At 71.2% G+C, this 19,656-nt stretch carries 15 protein-coding genes; 6 read left to right on the forward strand and 9 right to left on the reverse strand.

Translation table 11 applies throughout. The features are described from left to right. Positions 1-5: 5 nt before the first annotated feature. Together ACQP2X_RS00475 and pdhA are read right to left on the reverse strand one after the other, a co-directional pair. A complete protein-coding gene (locus tag ACQP2X_RS00475; protein ID WP_498693597.1) occupies positions 6-992 on the reverse strand; it encodes an alpha-ketoacid dehydrogenase subunit beta in 987 nt (328 codons plus the stop codon). After that, positions 992-2,131, reverse strand: coding sequence for a pyruvate dehydrogenase (acetyl-transferring) E1 component subunit alpha (gene pdhA / locus ACQP2X_RS00480; protein WP_498693599.1), 1,140 nt, complete (start codon positions 2,129-2,131; stop codon positions 992-994). Before pdhA ends, ACQP2X_RS00475 begins: the two co-directional genes overlap by 1 nt. A gap of 500 nt (positions 2,132-2,631) precedes the next feature. Here pdhA and ACQP2X_RS00485 point away from each other — a divergent pair, with 500 nt between their 5' ends. Then, positions 2,632-3,972 carry a hypothetical protein gene (locus tag ACQP2X_RS00485; protein ID WP_498693601.1) on the forward strand — a complete coding sequence of 447 codons (1,341 nt, stop codon included), beginning with the start codon at positions 2,632-2,634 and terminating at the stop codon, positions 3,970-3,972. Here ACQP2X_RS00485 and ACQP2X_RS00490 read toward each other — a convergent pair whose 3' ends face one another. Genes ACQP2X_RS00490 through ACQP2X_RS00500 form a run of 3 tightly spaced genes read right to left on the reverse strand, consistent with a single transcriptional unit; the run spans position 3,973 to position 8,604 of the window. After that, a complete protein-coding gene (locus ACQP2X_RS00490; RefSeq protein WP_498693602.1) occupies positions 3,973-5,184 on the reverse strand; it encodes a hypothetical protein in 1,212 nt (403 codons plus the stop codon). A gap of 34 nt (positions 5,185-5,218) precedes the next feature. After that, positions 5,219-6,901 (reverse strand): GTPase, encoded by a 1,683-nt coding sequence (locus ACQP2X_RS00495; RefSeq protein WP_498693603.1) that lies wholly within the window; start codon positions 6,899-6,901, stop codon positions 5,219-5,221. Beyond that, positions 6,898-8,604, reverse strand: a complete 1,707-nt coding sequence (locus ACQP2X_RS00500; protein ID WP_498693605.1) for a GTPase domain-containing protein — start codon at positions 8,602-8,604, stop codon at positions 6,898-6,900. Before ACQP2X_RS00500 ends, ACQP2X_RS00495 begins: the two co-directional genes overlap by 4 nt. A gap of 594 nt (positions 8,605-9,198) precedes the next feature. On the opposite strand from ACQP2X_RS00500, the gene dnaK reads away from it, so the two are divergent. The 4 genes from dnaK (at position 9,199) to ACQP2X_RS00520 (ending at position 13,447) form a co-directional block, all read left to right on the forward strand. Next, a complete protein-coding gene (gene dnaK / locus ACQP2X_RS00505) occupies positions 9,199-11,088 on the forward strand; it encodes a molecular chaperone DnaK (protein WP_498693606.1) in 1,890 nt (629 codons plus the stop codon). Beyond that, positions 11,085-11,720 carry a nucleotide exchange factor GrpE gene (gene grpE, locus ACQP2X_RS00510; RefSeq protein WP_498693608.1) on the forward strand — a complete coding sequence of 212 codons (636 nt, stop codon included), beginning with the start codon at positions 11,085-11,087 and terminating at the stop codon, positions 11,718-11,720. The genes dnaK and grpE overlap by 4 nt, the downstream gene beginning before the upstream one ends. Positions 11,721-11,790: 70 nt before the next feature. Further along, a complete protein-coding gene (gene dnaJ / locus ACQP2X_RS00515) occupies positions 11,791-12,990 on the forward strand; it encodes a molecular chaperone DnaJ (protein WP_097326930.1) in 1,200 nt (399 codons plus the stop codon). A 22-nt stretch (positions 12,991-13,012) separates the two neighbouring features. Next, positions 13,013-13,447 (forward strand): heat shock protein transcriptional repressor HspR, encoded by a 435-nt coding sequence (locus ACQP2X_RS00520; RefSeq protein ID WP_097326931.1) that lies wholly within the window; start codon positions 13,013-13,015, stop codon positions 13,445-13,447. A gap of 30 nt (positions 13,448-13,477) precedes the next feature. Here the strand turns inward: ACQP2X_RS00520 and ACQP2X_RS00525 are convergent, their stop codons facing one another. The 4 genes from ACQP2X_RS00525 to ACQP2X_RS00540 form a co-directional block, all read right to left on the reverse strand. Further along, positions 13,478-13,924 (reverse strand): hypothetical protein, encoded by a 447-nt coding sequence (locus ACQP2X_RS00525; protein WP_498656249.1) that lies wholly within the window; start codon positions 13,922-13,924, stop codon positions 13,478-13,480. A gap of 102 nt (positions 13,925-14,026) precedes the next feature. Further along, positions 14,027-15,229 (reverse strand): cation:proton antiporter, encoded by a 1,203-nt coding sequence (locus ACQP2X_RS00530; protein WP_097326933.1) that lies wholly within the window; start codon positions 15,227-15,229, stop codon positions 14,027-14,029. A gap of 8 nt (positions 15,230-15,237) precedes the next feature. After that, positions 15,238-15,735, reverse strand: a complete 498-nt coding sequence (locus ACQP2X_RS00535; protein ID WP_498656251.1) for a cation:proton antiporter regulatory subunit — start codon at positions 15,733-15,735, stop codon at positions 15,238-15,240. A gap of 2 nt (positions 15,736-15,737) precedes the next feature. Beyond that, a complete protein-coding gene (locus ACQP2X_RS00540) occupies positions 15,738-16,937 on the reverse strand; it encodes a sugar efflux transporter (protein WP_498693609.1) in 1,200 nt (399 codons plus the stop codon). 118 nt (positions 16,938-17,055) lie between these two features. Here ACQP2X_RS00540 and clpB point away from each other — a divergent pair, with 118 nt between their 5' ends. After that, positions 17,056-19,647 carry an ATP-dependent chaperone ClpB gene (gene clpB / locus ACQP2X_RS00545; protein ID WP_498693611.1) on the forward strand — a complete coding sequence of 864 codons (2,592 nt, stop codon included), beginning with the start codon at positions 17,056-17,058 and terminating at the stop codon, positions 19,645-19,647. The last annotated feature ends 9 nt before the right edge of the window (positions 19,648-19,656 follow it).

Genomic DNA, 19,656 nt, shown 5'->3' on the forward strand with positions numbered 1-19,656 from the left:
CGGCGTCACCAGCCGAACGAACGGTCGACGGCGTCCAGCACCCGGTCGAGATCGGGGAGGTATTCCTCTTCGACCCGGGCCGCCGGATAGGGGATGTCGTAGCCGGTCACCCGCAGCACCGGAGCCTCCAGCGAGTAGAAGCAGTGCTCGGTGACGCGGGCGGCGATCTCGGCGCCCAGGCCGATGTTGCCCGGCGCCTCGTGCACGACGACCGCGCGGCCGGTGCGCTTGACCGACTCGTAGACCGGCTCGTAGTCGATCGGGGAGAGCGACCGCAGGTCGATGACCTCGAGGTTGCGGCCGTCCTCGGCCGCGGCGGCGGCCGCGTCGAGCGCGGTGCGGACCATTGGGCCGTACGCCACGACGGTGGCGTCCGTGCCCGGGCGGACCACCCGGGACTTGTGCAGCGGGTAGGCCCCGGCCAGGTCGGCGCCGAGGTCGACGTCGCCCTTCTCCCAGTAGCGGCGCTTCGGCTCGAAGAAGACCACCGGGTCGTCGGAGGCGATCGCCTGCTGGATCATCGTGTACGCGTCGGCGGGGTTCGAGCAGGTCACGACCTTGAGGCCGGGAGTGTGCGCGAAGTACGCCTCGGGGGACTCGGAGTGGTGCTCGACCGCGCCGATGCCGCCCGCGAACGGAATGCGGATGACGATGGGCAGCTTGACCTTGCCCCGCGAGCGGTACGACATCTTCGCCACCTGGGTGACGATCTGGTTGTACGCCGGGAAGACGAACCCGTCGAACTGGATCTCACAGACCGGCCGGTATCCCCGGATCGCGAGGCCGACGGCCGTGCCCACGATGCCGGCCTCGGCCAGCGGCGTGTCGATGACCCGGTCCTCGCCGAAGTCCTTCTGCAGGCCGTCGGTGATCCGGAAGACGCCGCCGAGCTTGCCGACGTCCTCGCCCATGACGACGACCTTGGCGTTGCTCTCCAGCGAGCGCCGCAGGCCGTGGTTGAGCGCCTTGCCGAGGGTGATGTTGTCGCTCATCAGTGCCCGCTCCCCTCGAACGAAGCCTGGTAGTCGGTGAACTGCCGGCGCTGCTCGTCGAGAAGGGGCGAGCCGTTCGGATAGACGTGGTCGAACATGGTGACCGGTTGTGGATCGGGCATCGCCAGCACCCGCTCGCGCAGGTCGAGGGCGAGCTGCTTGGCCGCCTCGTCGACGCCTTCGAAGAAGTCGTCGTCCCCGATCTTCTGCTTGGCCAGGAAGGCCTTGAGCCGGGAGATCGGGTCCTTGGCCTTCCACGACTCGACCTCGCTGGCGATCCGGTAGCGCGTCGGGTCGTCCGAGCTGGTGTGCGCACCCATCCGGTACGTGTACGCCTCGATCAACGTCGGGCCCTCGCCCTGGCGCGCCCGGTCGAGCGCCGCGCGGGTGACCGCGTAGCTGGCCAGGACGTCGTTGCCGTCGATGCGTACGCCCGGGAAGCCGAAGCCGGTGGCCCGGCGGTAGAGCGGGATGCGGGTCTGGCGCTCGAGCGGCTCGGAGATCGCGTACTGGTTGTTCTGGCAGAAGAACACGATGGGGGCGTTGAAGACGCCCGACCAGACGAACGCCTCGTTGACCTCGCCCTGGCTGGTGGCGCCGTCGCCGAAGTACGCGATCACGGCCTCGCCGTCCGGCGTGCCGGTCTTGCCGTCCATCGTCACGCCCATCGCGTAACCGGTGGCGTGGAGGGTCTGCGCCCCGATGACGATCGTGTAGCCGTTGAACTTGTGCTCGTTGGCGTCCCAGCCACCCTGGTCGACACCGCGGAACAAGCCGAATGGCATGATCGGGTCGATGCCGCGGGTGTAGAGCACGCCGTGCTCGCGGTACGTCGGAAAGGCCATGTCCTGCGGGCGCAGGGCCCGTCCGGAACCGACCTGGGCCGCTTCCTGGCCGAGCAGGCTGGCCCAGAGGCCGAGCTCGCCCTGCCGCTGGAGCGCGAGCGCCTCGCTGTCGAGCCGCCGGACCGTCACCAGGTCGCGGTAGAGCCCGCGGTATTCCTCGTCGGTGAAGTCGACGGAGTACGTCGTGCCGTCCGCGGTCGTGACGCTGTCGACGCGCTCCCCCTGTGGGGTGAGCAGTTGGACGAAGCCGCCTGCCGGTGCGTCAGCACCGACTTCGCTGTCGCCGTTCGCCATCGTGTCTCCCTGTTTCGTGTCAGCGCCGCGGCGGGTGTTGCCCGTCCACGCGGCGAACCGCCTCGGTCGCCGCGCCTGGCCCGGGTGAGGTTGCCGCGCAGCGTTTCGGCGCGGGCCGAGACCCCGCCGGGGAGTGACGGCCCCCACCTCCGCCCCGCTGAGTCGGCGAAGCGACGGCGGCGGTGCCGTCGCCACCATCCTGACAGAGAACGTGAGCCCCGTTACAGGTCAGGTCGATCACAACTGGGAAATTCAGCCGTCACATCGGTGCCCATATTTGTCCTATTAAGTGGTTTTCGTACGGTCACTACCGTACGAACGGGCCGTTCCCGCCGCTGCCGATATGCCCATGCGTCGTTCACTCCGATAACCGGGACGAATCAATGTTGATCATTTCAGCTTCCCGGCCGCTGACCAGCTCGTGACACGCCCGTGACCAGTTCGAGACCCCGTTCCCAGCCGACGTTTCATCGCAGTTCGCCGTAAGGAGGACACCGGACGTGCCGGATCAGCGCGACGACGACCTCGTGCCGCCGATGAAGGTGATGCGGAAGCGCCTCAACGGCGTCTACCGGGCCGACACCGGCTTCTCCGGTCCCACTCGCCGTTATGTGCTGATCGTGGCGCTTCTGGTGGGGCTCGCGTCGATACCGACACTGGCCGCGATCACCGCCGGCACCAACGAGATCAACGGCGACCGGACCGACACCATGGACGTCCCGGTGCTCCCGCCGACCCTGCCCGGCCCCGTCGCGGTGTCACCGTCCGCTTCGGCTTCGGCCGGCCCGGCCCCGGCGGGCCAGTCGCCGGCGGGCCAGTCCCCGGCCTCGAAAGGCGCCGAACAGGCCGCCGACGCCGCGAAGAGGCTGGGCCTGCTGCTGGGCCAGGCCGGCCAGAGGCAATCGTTGGGGCAGGCCGGCCAGGGGCAGTCATCGGGCCGGGAGCCGTTCGCCGCCCTGCCTGGGATGCCCCGCGTGCCGGGCCTTCCCGCGGTGGAGTCGCCCGACGACACAGCCGGCCGTTCACGGGCCGGCGGCTCGTCGGCCGGTCGCCCGTCGGCGGGAGGCGCGCAGACCGGTCGGCCCTCGGGCGGCCAGCAGGGCCCGGACGGCGAGGACGGACCCGGAGGAAGCAGGCCTGAGACGCCGGTCCGGCTGGGCGTTCCGGCCGTGCCCAACTTGCCGTCCGTGCCCGACGACCCGGAAGAGCCCGAACTGGAAGACCCGCCGGCGCCGCACAACCCACCCGGAAACGACAAGCCCTCCGGCCGAGACTGGGACGAGCCGTCAGACCACGACGGAGACGAGCCCTCCGGCGACGACAGCGACGAGCCCTCCGGCCGCGACTGGGATGAGCCGTCGGATCGCGATCGGGGCGAGCCTTCCGGCGGCTCCGATGGGGGTGGGCGGTCGGATGATTCCGGCGATTCCGAGAAGCCGCATGTGCCGGGGCTGCCCGAGGTGCCCGCTGAGCGGCCCGCCTGTCATGAGCGCGGGCGCTGCGGGGACGCACCCTCTCACCACCGGCGGCCCGACCGCCGCTGTGAGCGCGGCGAGAAGACACCCGAGAAGAAGGTCAACCGTCACCGGAGGTCAGCAGTGACCGAACGTCCGCACAACATCCGCGCGACCCGCATCCTCGAGCGCAGCTACGCCAACACTGGCGGCTATCACGGCCGGATCCCCGAGGCCCGCACCGAGGAGAACCAGATCGCGAACCGCTCCTATCGGGGCGCCCACCGCGCCGGCAGCCTGCACCACGCCGACGACCAGACGCCCGAGCAGCGGCGCAGCTCCCGTGTCGGGCGGCACCACGCCGAGGAGCACACCAGCAACTGGTAGTCAGTTGCCGTCCAGGCGGTGGCGGTTGTCCTCGATCCAGGCGTCGATGGCGTCGGTGTCGTTCGGGTCGACACCCTCGGAGATCAGCTGGGCCACCGCCGCCGTGGCTGGGCTGCGCCGCTCGCCCGTCGCGTAGAGCCGGGCGAACTCGGGGATCATCTCCTCGACCACCTCGTCGGTCTGTGTGGCCGCCGAGCCGGGCAGGTCGCGGCGCCGGGTCGCGTACGCCGACCAGGCCCGGGCCACCCTCGGCAGCATCGCCGCGTCGTCCATGTCGAGGACCGCGCGCCGGTGCACCCAGTCGAGCAGGAACAGGCCGGCCACGGCCGGGCTCCAGCGCAGCGGGTCGGGCTCGGGCAGGCTCGCCGCGTGGTCGAGGATCAGGCTGATGCAGAAGTGCAGCGAGGCCAGCTCGTCGTCGGCCGTGACACGGTCGAGCCCGAAGCGGGCCGCCTCGGGCGAGGCCAGGAAGTCGCGCACCAGGTCGTGACCGCTCGACGGCGGAAGCTCGGCCAGCGGCGGCGTGGTGGCCGGCGGCAGCAGGGCCAGCCGGGCCGCGGCCAGCGCCCGGTCGGTGGCGAGGGAGCCCTCGGCGGGCAGGTTCTCGAGGCCGTCGGTGATCTCGAGGTGGCGGCTGACCTCGCCGCGCAGCCGGCCCGGGTCTTCCTCGCGAAACCAGGTCAGCTCGTCCTCGGCGCACATCTGGCGCACCTGGGCGAGGATCCGCTCGGCCGACGTGCCGACGAAGACGTCCTTGGTGATGCCGATGTTGTGGTCGACCAGCGCCACCACCGCGTGCTCCGGTCCGCCGTCCTCGGTGTCCTCATAGGCGTACGTCACCAGATAGGACGTCTGATCGCCGTACACGTCGCCGTAGGCGTAGCACCCGGTGGGCCGCACGCGCCCCAGCTGCGCCACCCACGACGGCGCCTGCGTGCCCCGCCGCACCTGGTCGGCGCCCTCCGCGTCGGGCACCAGGGCCGCGAAGACCTCGCGGATCGTGGTGGCCGAGGCGGAACGCCGGCGGGCGGTCGCGGACAGGAAGTCGGTGACGAAGGCGCGCACGGCCTCGGCCCGGTCGTCGGCCGCGACGGAGTAGACACTGCCGAGCAGGGCGGTGCCCAGCATCTCGGCGTCCAGCGCGCAGTCGAGCTTCGCCACGTCGCGGGCCGCGTGCAGGACCGCTTCGTACGGAGTCTGAGGTGCCGGCATGTCGCGAGCGTACCCGTGACCGGCGCCACACGCGTTACTCGGAACGCACCGCGGTGAGAGCTTCACGCGCTTGTGCGTACGCGTTGAGCACCTCACGGACCGGCGCGACCACATACTCCCGGGCGACCTCGGTGATCGACTGCCGGAGTCGCTGCTCGGCCTTCTTCCGGGCGCGCCGCGATCCCCACTCGACGATCGGCTTGAGCACCAGCCACAGCAGAACGCCGGCCAGCAGCCCGCCGAGCAGCAGAACGGTCGGCATCGGAACCGCTCCGATCTGCGGATTGTTCAGCTCGGGCAGGCCGAGGACACGTACCCCGTAGCCGGCCAGAAGCCAGCCCAGCCCCACGATGGCCGCGCCCACCAGCAGCAGTTGCAGCGCGCCGACGGCGCGCCACCACAGTGGGGTCTTCTCCATGCCCAGCTTGGTCTTGCCGACCGCGCGGTCGAGCGCGTCGGGCAGGTCGGCCGCGCGCGAGCGGGCGGCGTTGTTCAGCGCCGGTGTCCACACTTCGGGCAGCGGGGCGGCGGCCCGGGTGGCGACCGCGCGCACCGACAGCCCCACCGCCGACTTCTGGGCCGCGTCGGCCTCGGGCAGCGACGTGCGGGGCACGATGTCGGTGGAGACCGCGTCCGGTTCGGCCTCGGCGCCGATGTGGAGCCTCTTGAGCGGGTCGGGCCGCAGCTTGCGCAGCCCGCGGACCAGGGGCCAGCCGGTGGCGGCGGCGGCGCGATGCCGATAGGCCGCGGCCGCGGCGTCGGCCGCCGCGCCCACGCCGGCCGAGGCCGCGAGCGACTCGGTGAGCTGGCGGACGGTGGCCCGGTCGACCTCGTCCTCGGCCGCCGGCGGCCCGATCATCGCCATCAGCGGCCGGCTGACCGCGTCGACGTCGGCGGCGACCCGGCGCAGCGCGGCCTGCTTGCTGGCGACCGTGGTCTCCAGGGCCGCGCGCAGGTCGGACAGCATGCCGGGCTGCTTGGCCGAGGTGGCCAGCACCGGCGCCCCGCCGAGGCCGTCGTCGTCGAGCAGCCGCTTGAGGTCGGTCAGCACCAGCTCGGTGTCCTGCGTGGACAGCCGGTCGGCCTGGTTGAGCACGACGACCGTCACGTCCGCGTGGGAGCGGAACTGGGAGAGATAGGCCTGGTGGAGGATGCGGTCGCCGTATTTCTGCGGATCGACCACCCAGACGATCTGGTCGACCAGGCCGAGCAGGCGGTCGACCTCGAGCCGGTGCCCGCGCTCGACCGAGTCGAAGTCGGGCAGGTCGAGCAGGACCAGGCCGCGCAGGGCGGCCTCGTCGTCGCCGTCGAGGGCGCTCTCGCGGATGAAGCGGTGCCGTGGCAGCACGCCGACCCAGTCGAGGAGCCGGTTGGCCGGCTCGAGCGGGCCCCACACGCAGGCGTGGGCGACGCCGGTGGTCGGCCGGCGCACGCCGACCGGCGACAGCTTGAGCCGGGCCAGCGCGTTGAACAGGCTGGACTTGCCGCTGCCGGTGCTGCCGGCGAGGGCGACAACGGTGTGGTCGCGGGAGAGCGACAGCCGGTTGCCGGCCCGCTCGATCAGGGTGTGCGCCGCGACCAGTTCGCTGTCGGGCAGGTAGGGGTCGACCAGCCGCACGAAGCGTCCCAGCGCCTCGAGCCGCTGGACGAGCCGGTCGGGGTCGACCCGGCCGTCATCCATGCTGTGTGCGCCTCGCACCTTCTCCACCAGGCTCATGACGCGCTCCCGGTCAACGCGAGCTCCTTACGGGCATCCTCCACCTCGGCCGCCGCCGAGCGAAGCTCCGCGCCCGGTTCGGTGGACAGCCCGGCCTCGGTGAGCCGGTCGCTGAAGCGGGCCGCCTCCTGGTCGAGCAACTCGCCGACGCGGATCATGAGGTCTTCGCGGGCCTGCGTGGCCAGCGTACGGATGGCCTGGTCTCCGAAGATCGCCTCGAGCACCTTCTGCGCGGCGACGGTGGTGGCGGCGCCGCTGGCCACCTCGAGCCCGGTCGGGATGAAGGCGGTGGTGGTGAAGACGGCGATCATCACGGCCAGGCCGGCGCCGTTAACCGCGTACGCCGCGCCGCGCGCGACCACCCTCTTTTCCGCCCCCTCGGTGCGGACCAGTCCGAGCACCCACTCCTGCCAGTCGCGGACCAGGCGCTCGGCCCTCTCGGGCAGATCGGCCGACGTGCGCTGGAGGCCGGGCTCGAGCAGGGCGGCACCGGCCGGATGGGCCTGCCAGGCCGCGTACGCCTGCTCGGCGGCGTCGGCCGCGATCGCCCGCAGCAGGGTGACCAGCTGGGACTCGAGCGCGGCCTGGAGGTTGCGCCCGGGCAGCGGGCGGCCGGTGAGCGCCGAGACGAGCTTGTCGCGCAGCTGCCCGACCTTGTTCTCGAGCGTCTTGAGGAACTCGCCGGTGCCGACGAACTCCTGCCAGCGGGCCAGCACCTCGCCGCGCAGCAGCCGGCCGTCGCGCAGGCCGTCGGTCATCGTCTGCCGGGCGTTGCGATAGGCGGCGTCGACCCGGTCGTCGAGCGCCTTGGCCGCCCGGGTCTGCTCCTCGGCCGCCTCGGCGAGGCCCTCGACGGCCGGGCCGAGCGCGGTCAGCGCGCCGTCGAGCGTCTGGCGCACCACCGCGCCGCGGGCGCTCGCGTCGGCTGCGAGCTGGCCGAACCAGTCGTGCAGGGGCCGGATCACGTCCTCGGGGATCAGGCCCTGGCCGTCGAGCCTGGTCTCGGGCAGCACGAACAAGGGGGCGCCGCCGAGGTCGCGCACGGACAGCATGTCGCTCAGGTGGGTGGCGACCTCGCCCGCCGCCTCGGGCGGCACCCGGTCGAGGACCAGGGCGATCACCGTGCCGCGCAGGCGGGCGGTGGTCAGCAGTTCCCAGGGCACGGCGTCGGCGTAGCGGGCGGCCGTGGTGACGAACAGCCACAGGTCGGCCGCCGCCAGCAGCTGCGCGGCCAGCTTGCGGTTGAGGTCGACGACCGAGTCGATGTCGGGGGCGTCGAGGAAGGCCAGGCCGGCGCCGAGGCCGGGGGCCGAGACGAGCTGGAGGGTGCGCGCGTCGGTGCTCGACTCGCGGGTGCGCACGAGGCCGGGCAGCAGCTGGCCCTGCTGGAACCAGGGCTGGTCGCCGGGGTTGCTCACCAGCACCGGGGAGCGGGTGGTCGGGCGCAGCACGCCGGCCGCGCTGACCGGGGCCCGGACGATGCTGTTGACCAGCGTCGACTTGCCGGCGCCGGTGGAGCCGCCGACGACCACCAGCAGCGGCGCGTCGAGCCGGGTGAGCCGGGGGAGCAGATAGTCGTCGAGCTGGGCCACGAGGGCGGCGCCGACCCGTTTCGCGTCGTCGGCCGACGGCATGATCAGGGGGTACGCGGCGGCGTCGATCGCGGCGCGCAACCGCGCCAGGGCCTTCGCGAGCTTCGCCACAGCCGGCGGCAGCTCGACGGCCGGCGGTTCCTCGGCCGCGGGTGATGCGGGAGCCGCGGGAGCCGCGGGAGCAGCGGGAGCTGCGGGAGCAGCGGGAGCTGCGGGTGATGCGGAAGCCGCAGGGGCCGCGGGCGGCACGGGCTTCTCCGGGTCCGCGGGCGTCGTCGAAGCCGCCGGGGTCGCGGGCGTCGCCGGCTCCTCGGCGGGTTCCGGATGTGGCTGACGGGACACGACGGTTTCCGTACGATCAGAGTGATCCGCGGCATCGGCAGGAACAGCGCTGGCCTGCGCGTCTGTCGCCGTGCTCGAGGATGGGAGCGTGGCGCCGGGCACGGCGGACAGGGCCGACGGACCGACCGCCTCACCGTGCGTCGTCACGGGTAAAGAGTGCCCGATCTATGCAGACAGAACAACAGGTACCGGTATGCCGTGACCGGACAGGTATCTACCGAAGTGCTGGAGCGCGTGTGCGAGCATCGTAGTTGCGCCCGTGAGACTCAACTTCGATTTGACGTTGGGCGCGCCCGTGGCATCATTGAGTCGGTTCCACTCAACCTTGTTAAGAACCGAGCTCTGTAAGAAGCGAGGAACACCATGGCACGTGCGGTCGGCATCGACCTCGGCACCACGAACTCCTGCGTCAGCGTTCTGGAAGGAGGCGAGCCCACCGTCATCGCCAACGCGGAGGGCTCCCGGACGACCCCGTCCATCGTCGCCTTCGCCCGCAACGGCGAGGTGCTCGTGGGTGAGGTCGCCAAGCGCCAGGCGGTGACCAACCCCGACCGGACCATCCGTTCGGTCAAGCGGGAGGTCGGCACCAACTGGTCGATCGACATCGACGGCAAGAAGTACACCCCGCAGGAGATCTCGGCGCGGGTCCTGATGAAGCTGAAGCGCGACTCCGAGGCGTACCTCGGTGAGACGGTCACCGACGCGGTCATCACCGTGCCGGCGTACTTCAACGACGCGCAGCGCCAGGCCACCAAGGAGGCGGGCGAGATCGCCGGCCTCAACGTCCTGCGGATCGTCAACGAGCCCACCGCCGCCGCTCTGGCGTACGGGCTCGACAAGGGCTCCAAGGAGCAGACCGTCCTGGTCTTCGACCTCGGCGGCGGCACCTTCGACGTCTCCCTGCTCGAGCTGGGCGACGGCGTCATCGAGGTGAAGTCGACCTCCGGTGACAACCACCTGGGTGGCGACGACTGGGACCAGCGGATCATCGACCACCTGGTCAAGACGTTCCGCGGTGAGCACGGCATCGACCTCGGCTCGGACAAGATGGCCCTCCAACGTCTGCGCGAGGCCGCCGAGAAGGCGAAGATCGAGCTGTCCGCCGCGACCACCACCAGCATCAACCTGCCGTACATCACGGCCGGCCCCGACGGTCCGCTGCACCTGGACATGTCGCTGTCGCGCTCCGAGTTCCAGCGCATGACGCAGGACCTGCTCGACCGCTGCAAGGGCCCGTTCGAGTCCGCCATCAAGGACGCCGACGTCAAGCTCTCCGACATCGACCACGTCATCCTGGTCGGCGGCTCGACCCGCATGCCCGCCGTGGCCGAGCTGGTCAAGAGCATGACCGGCAAGGACCCCAACAAGGGCGTCAACCCGGACGAGGTCGTCGCCGTCGGCGCCGCCCTGCAGGCCGGTGTGCTCAAGGGTGAGGTCAAGGACGTCCTGCTGCTCGATGTCACCCCGCTCTCGCTGGGCATCGAGACCAAGGGCGGCATCATGCACAAGCTGGTGGAGCGCAACACCACCATCCCGGCGCACCGCTCCGAGGTCTACACGACGGCCGAGGACAACCAGCCGTCCGTGCTGATCCAGGTCTTCCAGGGCGAGCGCGAGATGGCCGCGTACAACAAGAAGCTCGGCACCTTCGAGCTCAGCGGCATCGCGCCGGCTCCCCGTGGCGTACCGCAGATCGAGGTCTCCTTCGACATCGACGCGAACGGCATCGTGCACGTGTCCGCCAAGGACCTGGGCACGGGCAAGGAGCAGAAGATGACGATCACCGGTGGCTCCGCGCTGCCGAAGGACGACATCGAGCGCATGATGCGCGACGCCCAGGACCACGCGGACGACGACAAGAAGCGCCGCGAGGACGCCGAGGCCCGCAACCTGGCCGAGCAGCTCCAGTGGCAGACCGAGAAGTTCCTGGCCGAGAGCGGCGACAAGCTGCCCGAGGACAGCAAGACCAAGATCGGCGAGGCGCTGGGCGAGCTCCGCGGCGCGCTGGGCGGCACCGACATCGAGAAGATCAAGGCCGCTCACGAGCGTCTCTCGCAGGTCTCGCAGGAGGCCGGCTCGGCGCTCTACTCGCAGGGTGACGCCGCTCAGGCCGCCGCCGGCGCCGGTGCCGCGGGCGACCCCGGTGCGCCGGGTGCCGCTCCGGGTGGCGCCACGACCGGTTCGGCCGGCCCCACCGCGGGCGGCGCCGACGACGTCGTGGACGCCGAGATCGTGGAGGACGACAAGAAGTGACTGGCACGGACGACGAGAACGACGGTCAGGCGACCGAGCGGGTCGTCATCCGGGACCGCCGCAAGATCGATCCGAAGGGCGACAAATCGGCGAAGGGCACGGCCTCGGTCGGTGCCCATCGGGCCGACGACGCCGAGGAGACTCCGGAGCCGGCGGCCGCCGCGGCCGCCGAGCCGGAGGAGACCAAGCCCGGCCTCGGCGCCGAGCTGGAGGCCCTGCGGAACGACCTGGAGGAGCGGACCCACGACCTGCAGCGCGTGACCGCGGAGTACGCCAACTACCGCAAGCGGGTCGACCGCGACCGGGGTGCGGCGGCCGAGCAGACCACCGGTGCGGTGCTGACCGCGCTGCTCCCGGTGCTGGACGACATCGACCGGGCGCGCGAGCACGGCGACCTGGTCGGCCCGTTCGCCTCGGTGGCCGAGTCGCTGATCGCGGCGACCGGCAAGCTCGGCCTGGCCGCCTTCGGCGAGAAGGGCGACTCGTTCGACCCCAACCGTCACGAGGCGGTCGCGCACCAGACGTCCCCGGACGTCACGGAGCCGACCTGCGTCGAGGTCATGCGCCGGGGCTACACGCTCGGCGAGCGGCTGCTGCGGCCGGCCCTGGTCGCGGTGGCCGACCCGGAGTGATCTCACAGATGTTCGTCCCGCCCACCGCGCCGCGGTGGGCGGGACCTGCCCGTAGGAGGGGGGAGGCGGGATGAGCTCGAAGGACTGGCTCGAAAAGGACTTCTATGCCGTTCTCGGCGTGCCCAAGTCCGCTCCGACCGACGAGATCAAGAAGGCCTACCGGAAGCTCGCCCGGGACCTGCATCCCGACCGCAACCCCGGTAACAAGGAGGCGGAGGAGAAGTTCAAGGCCGCTTCCGAGGCGTACGACGTGCTCTCGGACGACAAGAAGCGCAAAGAGTACGACGAGATGCGCTCGCTGTTCGGCTCCGGCGCCTTCCGCCGGGGCGCCCGTTCCGGCGGCGGTGGTCAGTTCGACCCGTCCGACCTGTTCGGCGGGTTCAGCAACGCGGGCGCGGCCGGTGGCGGCGCCGCGGGTGACCGCCGGTTCGGCGGCGCCGGTTTCTCGGACATATTCAGCTCGATATTCTCGGGCGGTGGGCCTGGTGGTGGCGCCGCCCGACGAGGACCGCGACGCGGTCGTGATGTCGAGACCGAGGTGACGCTCGAGTTCGCCCAGGCGGTCCGCGGCACGACGCTGCCGTTGACGCTGCGCTCGGCGGGCGAGTGCGACACCTGTCATGGCAGCGGGGCCAAGCCGGGCACCTCACCGCGGACCTGTCCGCAGTGCGCGGGCAGCGGCCTGATCTCGCGTAACCAGGGATCGTTCAGCTTCTCCGAGCCGTGCCGCGAGTGCCAGGGCGCGGGCACGATCGTCGACGAGAAGTGCCCGGAGTGCCGGGGCACGGGCGGGGTCACCAAGGCCCGCACGATAAACGTCCGCTTCCCGGCGGGCGTGGCCGACGGCCAGCGCATCCGGCTCAGCGGCCGGGGCGAGCCGGGCGACCGGGGCGGACCGGCGGGCGATCTCTACGTGCAGGTCCAGGTGCGACCGGACGAGATTTTCGGTCGTACGGGTGACGACCTCACGCTGTCGGTGCCGATCAGCATCGCCGAGGCGGTTCTCGGCACCGATCTGCGAGTGCCGACTCTGGACGGACCCGTCACCATGAGGGTGCCGCCCGGCACGCCGAGCGGCCGGAAGCTGAGGGCGCGGGGCAAGGGCGTGGCCCGCAAGAGCGGACCGCCGGGCGACCTCATCGTCACCGTCGATGTGCAGGTGCCGAGCGAGGTGACCGGGGAAGCCCGGGACGCGCTCGAGCGTTTCGCCAAGCTGACCCCGCCCGCCGGGCGGGAGCGGCTCGAGGCCCGGGTTCGCCGGGGCAGCTAGGACCCGTTGAAGGAGGTGGCACATGCATGAGGAGATCAGCATCTCGGTCGAGCAGGCCTCCGACGCGAAGGTTCTGATCATCTCGGTCGCGGCTCGACTGGCCGGGATGCACCCGCAGACGCTGCGGCAGTACGACCGGCTCGGCCTGGTGCAGCCGGGCCGGGCCGGCGGCGGCGGTCGCCGGTACAGCGAGCGGGACGTCGCGTTGCTGCGTGAGGTGCAGAGGCTCAGCCAGGAGGACGGCGTCAACCTGGCCGGCGTGAAGCGGATCATCGGGCTCGAGCAGCTCGTGGGCGACCTGCAACAACGGGTGCAGGAGCTGGAGCAGGAGCTCACCGCGGCGTACGACCGGATCGCCCAGATGGAGAGCCCGTACGGCCGTCGCGACCTGGTGCGCCAGGAGCGGCCGTCGACGGCTCTGGTGGTCTGGCGCCCGCGCCGGGCGCCCGACCGGTAGGTGTGTGAGGCGGTCTGTTGAAAGGCCGCCTCAGCGCCTGTTGTAGAGACCCAGGCGCCGGGGCTGGCGGACCAGGCCGCCCTCGATCCAGTCGGAGTAGTCGAAGATCTCGGGCCGGCTCATCAGCACACGGCAGTTGTGGGCCCAGGTCTGCATCGGCTCGTCGCCGATCTCGTCGGCGCGCTCGATGAATTTCTTGAGGCGGCGTTTGCGCTGGCCGGTCGCGTTCTGCCGGACGCCGTCGGCGGCGTAGATGTACATGCAGTGCTGGGCGAAGCGCCGGGCCGGGCACTGCCTGTCCATGGCCAGCTCGAACAGGACCGGGGCGAGGACGTCGCCGGAGATGAGCAGGTCCCAGTCGGGCGGCATCGAGTTCAGGGGCACGGCGTCAGGATGGTAGGCCCACGCCTGAAGCTCCTCCGGCCGAGGATCGACCGGATTGGCGAATCCGAAGAAAGTCGACTCACGCACTGTCACGCCGCCGCCTGCCAGAAAGTCCCGATAACACGTAGTTGTCGGAGCGGAACGGTAGCGCGCCAGCGATGTCCTACGGAAGTGTCAGGGCGTCACAATCGGATACTAGTCAGTAGCTTTGAGCACCGGGGCCTGCTGAGGGTGCATGCGGCGCCGGACAAAATTCTTGAACCACTGGTAATCGGGCAAGCGCGCGAGAAGTGGCCCGGTGACCACCGTGATCAATACGTAGGCGGTCGCGAGCGGAGCCAGCCGGGGCTCGACGCCCGAGGCCACGGCCAGACCGGCGATAACGATCGAGAACTCGCCGCGCGGCATCAGGGCCAGGCCGGCCCGCAGCCGTCCGGGCAGGGCGATGCCCACCCGCCGGGCCGCCAGATAGCCGGTGACCACCTTGGTCGCCATGGTCAGCACGGCCAGGCCGAGCGCCGGCAGCAGCACCGGCGGGATCTCGGCCGGGTCGGTGGAGAGCCCGAAGAAGACGAAGAAGACCGCCGCGAACAGGTCGCGCAGCGGCGACAGCATCTGCGTCGCGTGGTGCGCGACCGGGCCGGAGATCGCGATGCCGACCAGGAACGCGCCGACCGCCGACGAGACCTTCAGCTCCTCGGCCACGCCGGCCACGAACAGGGTCAGGCCGAGCACGCCGAGCAGCAGCGCCTCGGCGTCCTGGGCCGAGATCAGGGTGCTGATCTGCTTGCCGTACCGGATGGCCACGACCAGGACCGCGACCACCGTGACCACCGCGACGCCCAGCGCCTTGGCCCCGCCGATCAGGCCCACACCGGCCAGCACGGCCGTGACCAGGGGCAGGTAGAAGGCCATGGCCAGGTCCTCGATGACCAGCACCGAGAGGATCACCGGGGTCTCGCGGTTACCGAGCCGGCCCAGGTCGCCCAGCACCTTGGCGATCACGCCCGAGGACGAGACCCACGTGATGCCCGCGAGCACCAGCGCGGCCCGCCAGTCCCAGCCCATGAGCAGGGCGAAGCCGGCGCCGGGCAGGGCGTTGAGCAGCGCGTCGATCACGCCCGCGGGCGCGGCCGCGCGCAGGTTGCCGACCAGCTCGCCCGCCGAGTACTCCAGACCCAGCATGACCAGCAGCAGGATGACGCCGATGGCCGCGCCGACCTCGATGAACTCCTCGCTGGCGGAAAGCGGCACCAGGCCGCCGTGCCCGAAGGCGAGACCGGCCAGCAGGTAGAGCGGAATCGGCGACAGGCCGATCCGGCGACCCAACCGGCCGAGCATCCCGAGCGCGAAGAGCAGCGCTCCTACCTCGATGAGCAGGATGGTGGTGTCGTGCACGCCCTTGCCTAGCCGTCGTCGTCGCCGGCCAGGATGGCGGTGACGCCGTCCAGGCCCTCGCGGGTGCCGACGGCCACGACCACGTCGTTGGGCTCGAAGACGAATGACGGGCCCGGCGAGGCGATCACCTCGCGGTCACGCATGACCGCGACGATGGAGGCGCCGGTGCGGGTGCGGGCGCGGGTGTCGCCCAGCTTGCGGCCCACGAACGGCGAGCCGGCGCCCAGCCCGATCTGCTCGGTGAGCAGGCCGGCGGCCTGTTGGCGCAGGCCGGCGAGCTGGCCGAGCATGAGGGAGGCGCCGAGCACGTCGGCCAGGGCCTCGGCCTCGTCGTCGGTGAGCGGGATCGAGGCCAGGCACGCGTCGGGATCGTCGACGTCGTAGAGGACCAGATCGCGCCGGCCGTTGCGATGCGACACCACGCCGACCGTCCGCCCCGAGGACGTCACGAGATCGTGTCGGACACCTATACCCGGCAGAGGAGTCTGTTCCACCCGTACGCGCACGATCACAACGTTAACAGCGCGTTGGCCTCCTGTTTCGGTGTGACCGGGTGGGCACGCCGCGCGCTGATCAGAAGGACCAGGCCAAGGGCGCAAAGAACGAGGTTCATGGCGTACGCCAGACGGAAGCCGTACGCCTGGGCCAGGCCGAACGCCGGAGCCGCGAGGATCTGGCCGGTCGTGAAGGTGTTGGTGATCATCGTGGTGGCGCGGCCCGGGTGACCCGGCATGAGGTCCTGCATGTACGAGATGCCGAGCCCGCTGATGGCCGCGATGGCGGCCGCGTTGAGCGGCTGGGCCGCGGCCAGCACCCAGATCGAGCCCGCGCCGGCCGCGACCGCGTGATAGCCGATCGCGCAGCACACGCCGATCAGGATCAGCGTCCGCGACGGCACCCGGGTGGTGAGCACCCCGAAGCCCAGCATCAGCGGGATCTCGAGAGCGGCGCAGAGGCCGAGGATCAGGCCGGCCGAGCGGACCGAGCCGCCCAGATCGGTGCTGACGTAGAGCGGCATCGCCTGCACGGCCAGCGTGCCCGCGGTCTGCACGACGGTGAAGCCGGCGACGATCAGGAAGAGCGTGGACCGCGGCGGGACCGGGGCGATCGCATCCGGGAGATCCCCGGCGCCCTCGGTGGCGGGCTTGCGGACCTCGGGCAGCCAGCGGATCACGATCAGGGCGGTGATCGCGTACATGATCGCGGCGAGCCCGTACGTCCACGCGAAGCCGTGCCCGGCCAGCACGAGCGCGGCCAGCGGCGGACCTCCGACCCAGGCCACCGAGAACAGCGTCCGCAGGGTGCTGATGCCGAGGGCCGCTTTCTTCGGATCGCCGGTTTGGAGCACCTGACGGGCGTACGCGAAGGATTGTGGAAAGAGGGTCCCGGCCAGGGCCGTGAGAGTCACGGTGAGCGCGAGCAGAAGCCAGTAGTCCCGGACGACGGCGGTGAGCGCGGCGCCGGCCAGACCGGCCAGCGCCGCGATGATCAGGAGCTTGCGGCGGATCGGGCGGCGGTCGGAGACGCGGCCGATGAGCCACGACACGAGAACGCCGGCGACCGGTGCGGCGATCAGGAAGGCCGTGGTCCGGATCGGGCCGGCGTGCACGGCGTCGCTGAGGAACAGCGCGAGGTAGGGCCCGACGAACGAGGTCGAGATGCCGACCGCTACGAAGATCAGAGCAAGCGGGAACAGGCGTTTCGACACGTTGCTCAACGGTACGGCTCCTCGGGTGCGGTTCTCCGGCACTCGTGGTGACGATCACTTGCGGGCCGCGCTAGAGTTGAGTGGCTTACGCTCAAGTCTTTGTTTCTCAGGGGAGCGCATGAACGCCGAACGCCTCACCACCAAGAGCCGCGATGTCATCACGGGGGCGGTCGCCGACGCCGGCCGGCGCGGGCACGCCACCGTGGAGCCGTGGCACATGCTGCTTTCTCTTCTCGACACCGGCGGGTCGACCGCGCCGGCTCTCCTGCGCGCGGTGGGGGCCAACCCCGCTGATGTACGCCGGGTGGCGATCCGTGCCGTCGAGCAGCTTCCGTCCGCCCGCGGCGCCAGCACGGCCGAGCCCAGCCTGTCGCGTGAGTTCGTCAACGCGATCGGCGAGGCCGAGCTGATCGCCCAGCCGCTGGGCGACGAATACGTCTCGACCGAGCACCTGCTGGCCGGCCTGGCCCGCGTGGGCGGCGCCGTCGGCCGCGCCCTCAAGGACGTCGGCGCCACCGAGGAGGCCCTGGTCGCCGCGTTCCCGCAGGTGCGTGGGGGCGACCGGCGGGTGACCAACAACGATCCCGAGTCCACGTACAAGGCGCTGGAGAAATACAGCGTCGACCTGACCGCTCAGGCCCGCGAGGGCCGCATCGACCCGGTGATCGGCCGCGACGCCGAGATCCGCCGCGTCGTGCAGGTGCTCTCCCGGCGTACGAAGAACAACCCCGTGCTGATCGGCGAGCCCGGCGTCGGCAAGACCGCCATCGTCGAGGGCCTGGCCCAGCGCATCGTGGCCGGCGACGTGCCCGAGACGCTGCGCGACAAGAAGCTGGTCTCGCTCGACCTCGGCGCCATGGTGGCCGGCGCGCAATATCGCGGCCAGTTCGAGGAGCGGCTCAAGAGCGTCCTCGAGGAGATCCGCAACTCCAACGGCCAGGTCGTCACCTTCCTCGACGAGCTGCACACCGTCGTGGGCGCGGGCAAGGGCGAGGGCTCGATGGACGCCGGCAACATGCTCAAGCCGATGCTGGCCCGCGGCGAGCTGCGCATGGTCGGCGCGACCACCCTCGACGAATATCGCGAGCACATCGAGAAGGACCCGGCCCTCGAGCGGCGCTTCCAGCCGGTGGTGGTCGGCGAGCCGACCGTCGAGGACACCATCGGCATCCTGCGCGGGCTCAAGGGCCGGTACGAGGCGCACCACCGGGTGCAGATCACCGACGCGGCGCTGGTGGCCGCGGCCTCGCTGTCCGACCGCTACATCAGCGACCGCTTCCTGCCCGACAAGGCGATCGACCTGATCGACGAGGCCGCCTCCCGCCTCCGCATGGAGATCGACTCCCAGCCGGTCGAGCTCGACCAGCTCCAGCGCCAGGTCGACCGCATGCGTGTGGAAAAGCTCGCCCTCGAGAAGGAGACCGACCCCGCCTCCCGCGACCGCCTCGGACGCCTTGAGCGCGACCTGGCCGACCGCGAGGAGGAGCTGACCGCGCTCAACGCCCGCTGGGAGCGCGAGCGCGGCGGCCTCAACCGGGTCGGCGAGCTCAAGAAGAGGCTCGACGAGACCAAGGCATCGCAGGAGCGGGCGCAGCGTGACGGCAACCTGCTCGAGGCGTCGCGGCTGCTCTACGAGGTGATCCCGGCCCTGGAGAAGGAGCTGCGGGCCGCGTCCGAGGCCGACGAGCAGGAGGCCAAGGCCGAGCCGCCGATGGTCAAGGAGGAGGTCGGCGCCGACGACATCGCCGAGGTGATCTCCTCGTGGACCGGCATCCCGGCCGGCCGGATGATGGAGGGCGAGACGGCCAAGCTCCTGCGCATGGAGGAGTCGCTGCGCGACAAGGTGGTCGGCCAGAAGGAGGCCGTGGCCGCGGTGGCGGGCGCGGTGCGCCGGGCCCGGGCGGGCATCGCCGACCCCGACCGGCCGACCGGCAGCTTCCTGTTCCTCGGCCCGACCGGTGTCGGCAAGACCGAGCTGGCCAAGGCCCTGGCCGGCTTCCTGTTCGACGACGAGCGGGCGATGGTCCGCATCGACATGAGCGAGTACGGCGAGAAGCACTCGGTGGCCCGGCTCGTCGGTGCCCCTCCCGGCTACGTCGGATACGAGGAGGGTGGGCAGCTCACCGAGGCGGTGCGCCGCCGCCCGTACAGCGTGGTCCTGCTCGATGAAGTGGAAAAGGCCCACCCGGACGTCTTCGACGTGCTGTTGCAGGTGCTCGACGACGGGCGGCTCACCGACGGTCAGGGCCGCACTGTCGACTTCCGCAACGCGATCCTGGTGCTGACGTCGAACCTGGGTTCGCAGACGGCCGACTTCACGATGGGTGACGAGGAACGGCGCGACGAGGTGCTCGCGGTCGTACGGGCGCACTTCAAGCCGGAGTTCCTCAACCGGCTCGACGACATCGTGGTGTTCCACGCGCTCACCAAGGACGATCTGGCCGCGATCGTCGACATCCAGCTCAGCCGCCTGCGGACGCGGCTGGCCGACCGGCGGCTGACGCTCGACGTGACCGGGCCGGCGGTGGAGTGGCTGGGCGAGCACGGCTATGACCCGATCTACGGCGCGCGGCCGCTGCGGCGGCTCGTGCAGTCGGCGATCGGCGACTCGCTGGCCAAGGCGCTGCTGGCCGGGGAGATCAGGGACGGTGACCGGGTCGTGGTCGACCTGCTCGAGACCAAGGACGGCCTGGCGGTCACACGCGGATAGCAAGAAGCC

Origin of the sequence: Actinoplanes sp. CA-131856 (assembly GCF_050956135.1) — a bacterium.
In the GTDB taxonomy this organism is placed as follows: Bacteria; Actinomycetota; Actinomycetes; order Mycobacteriales; family Micromonosporaceae; genus Actinoplanes.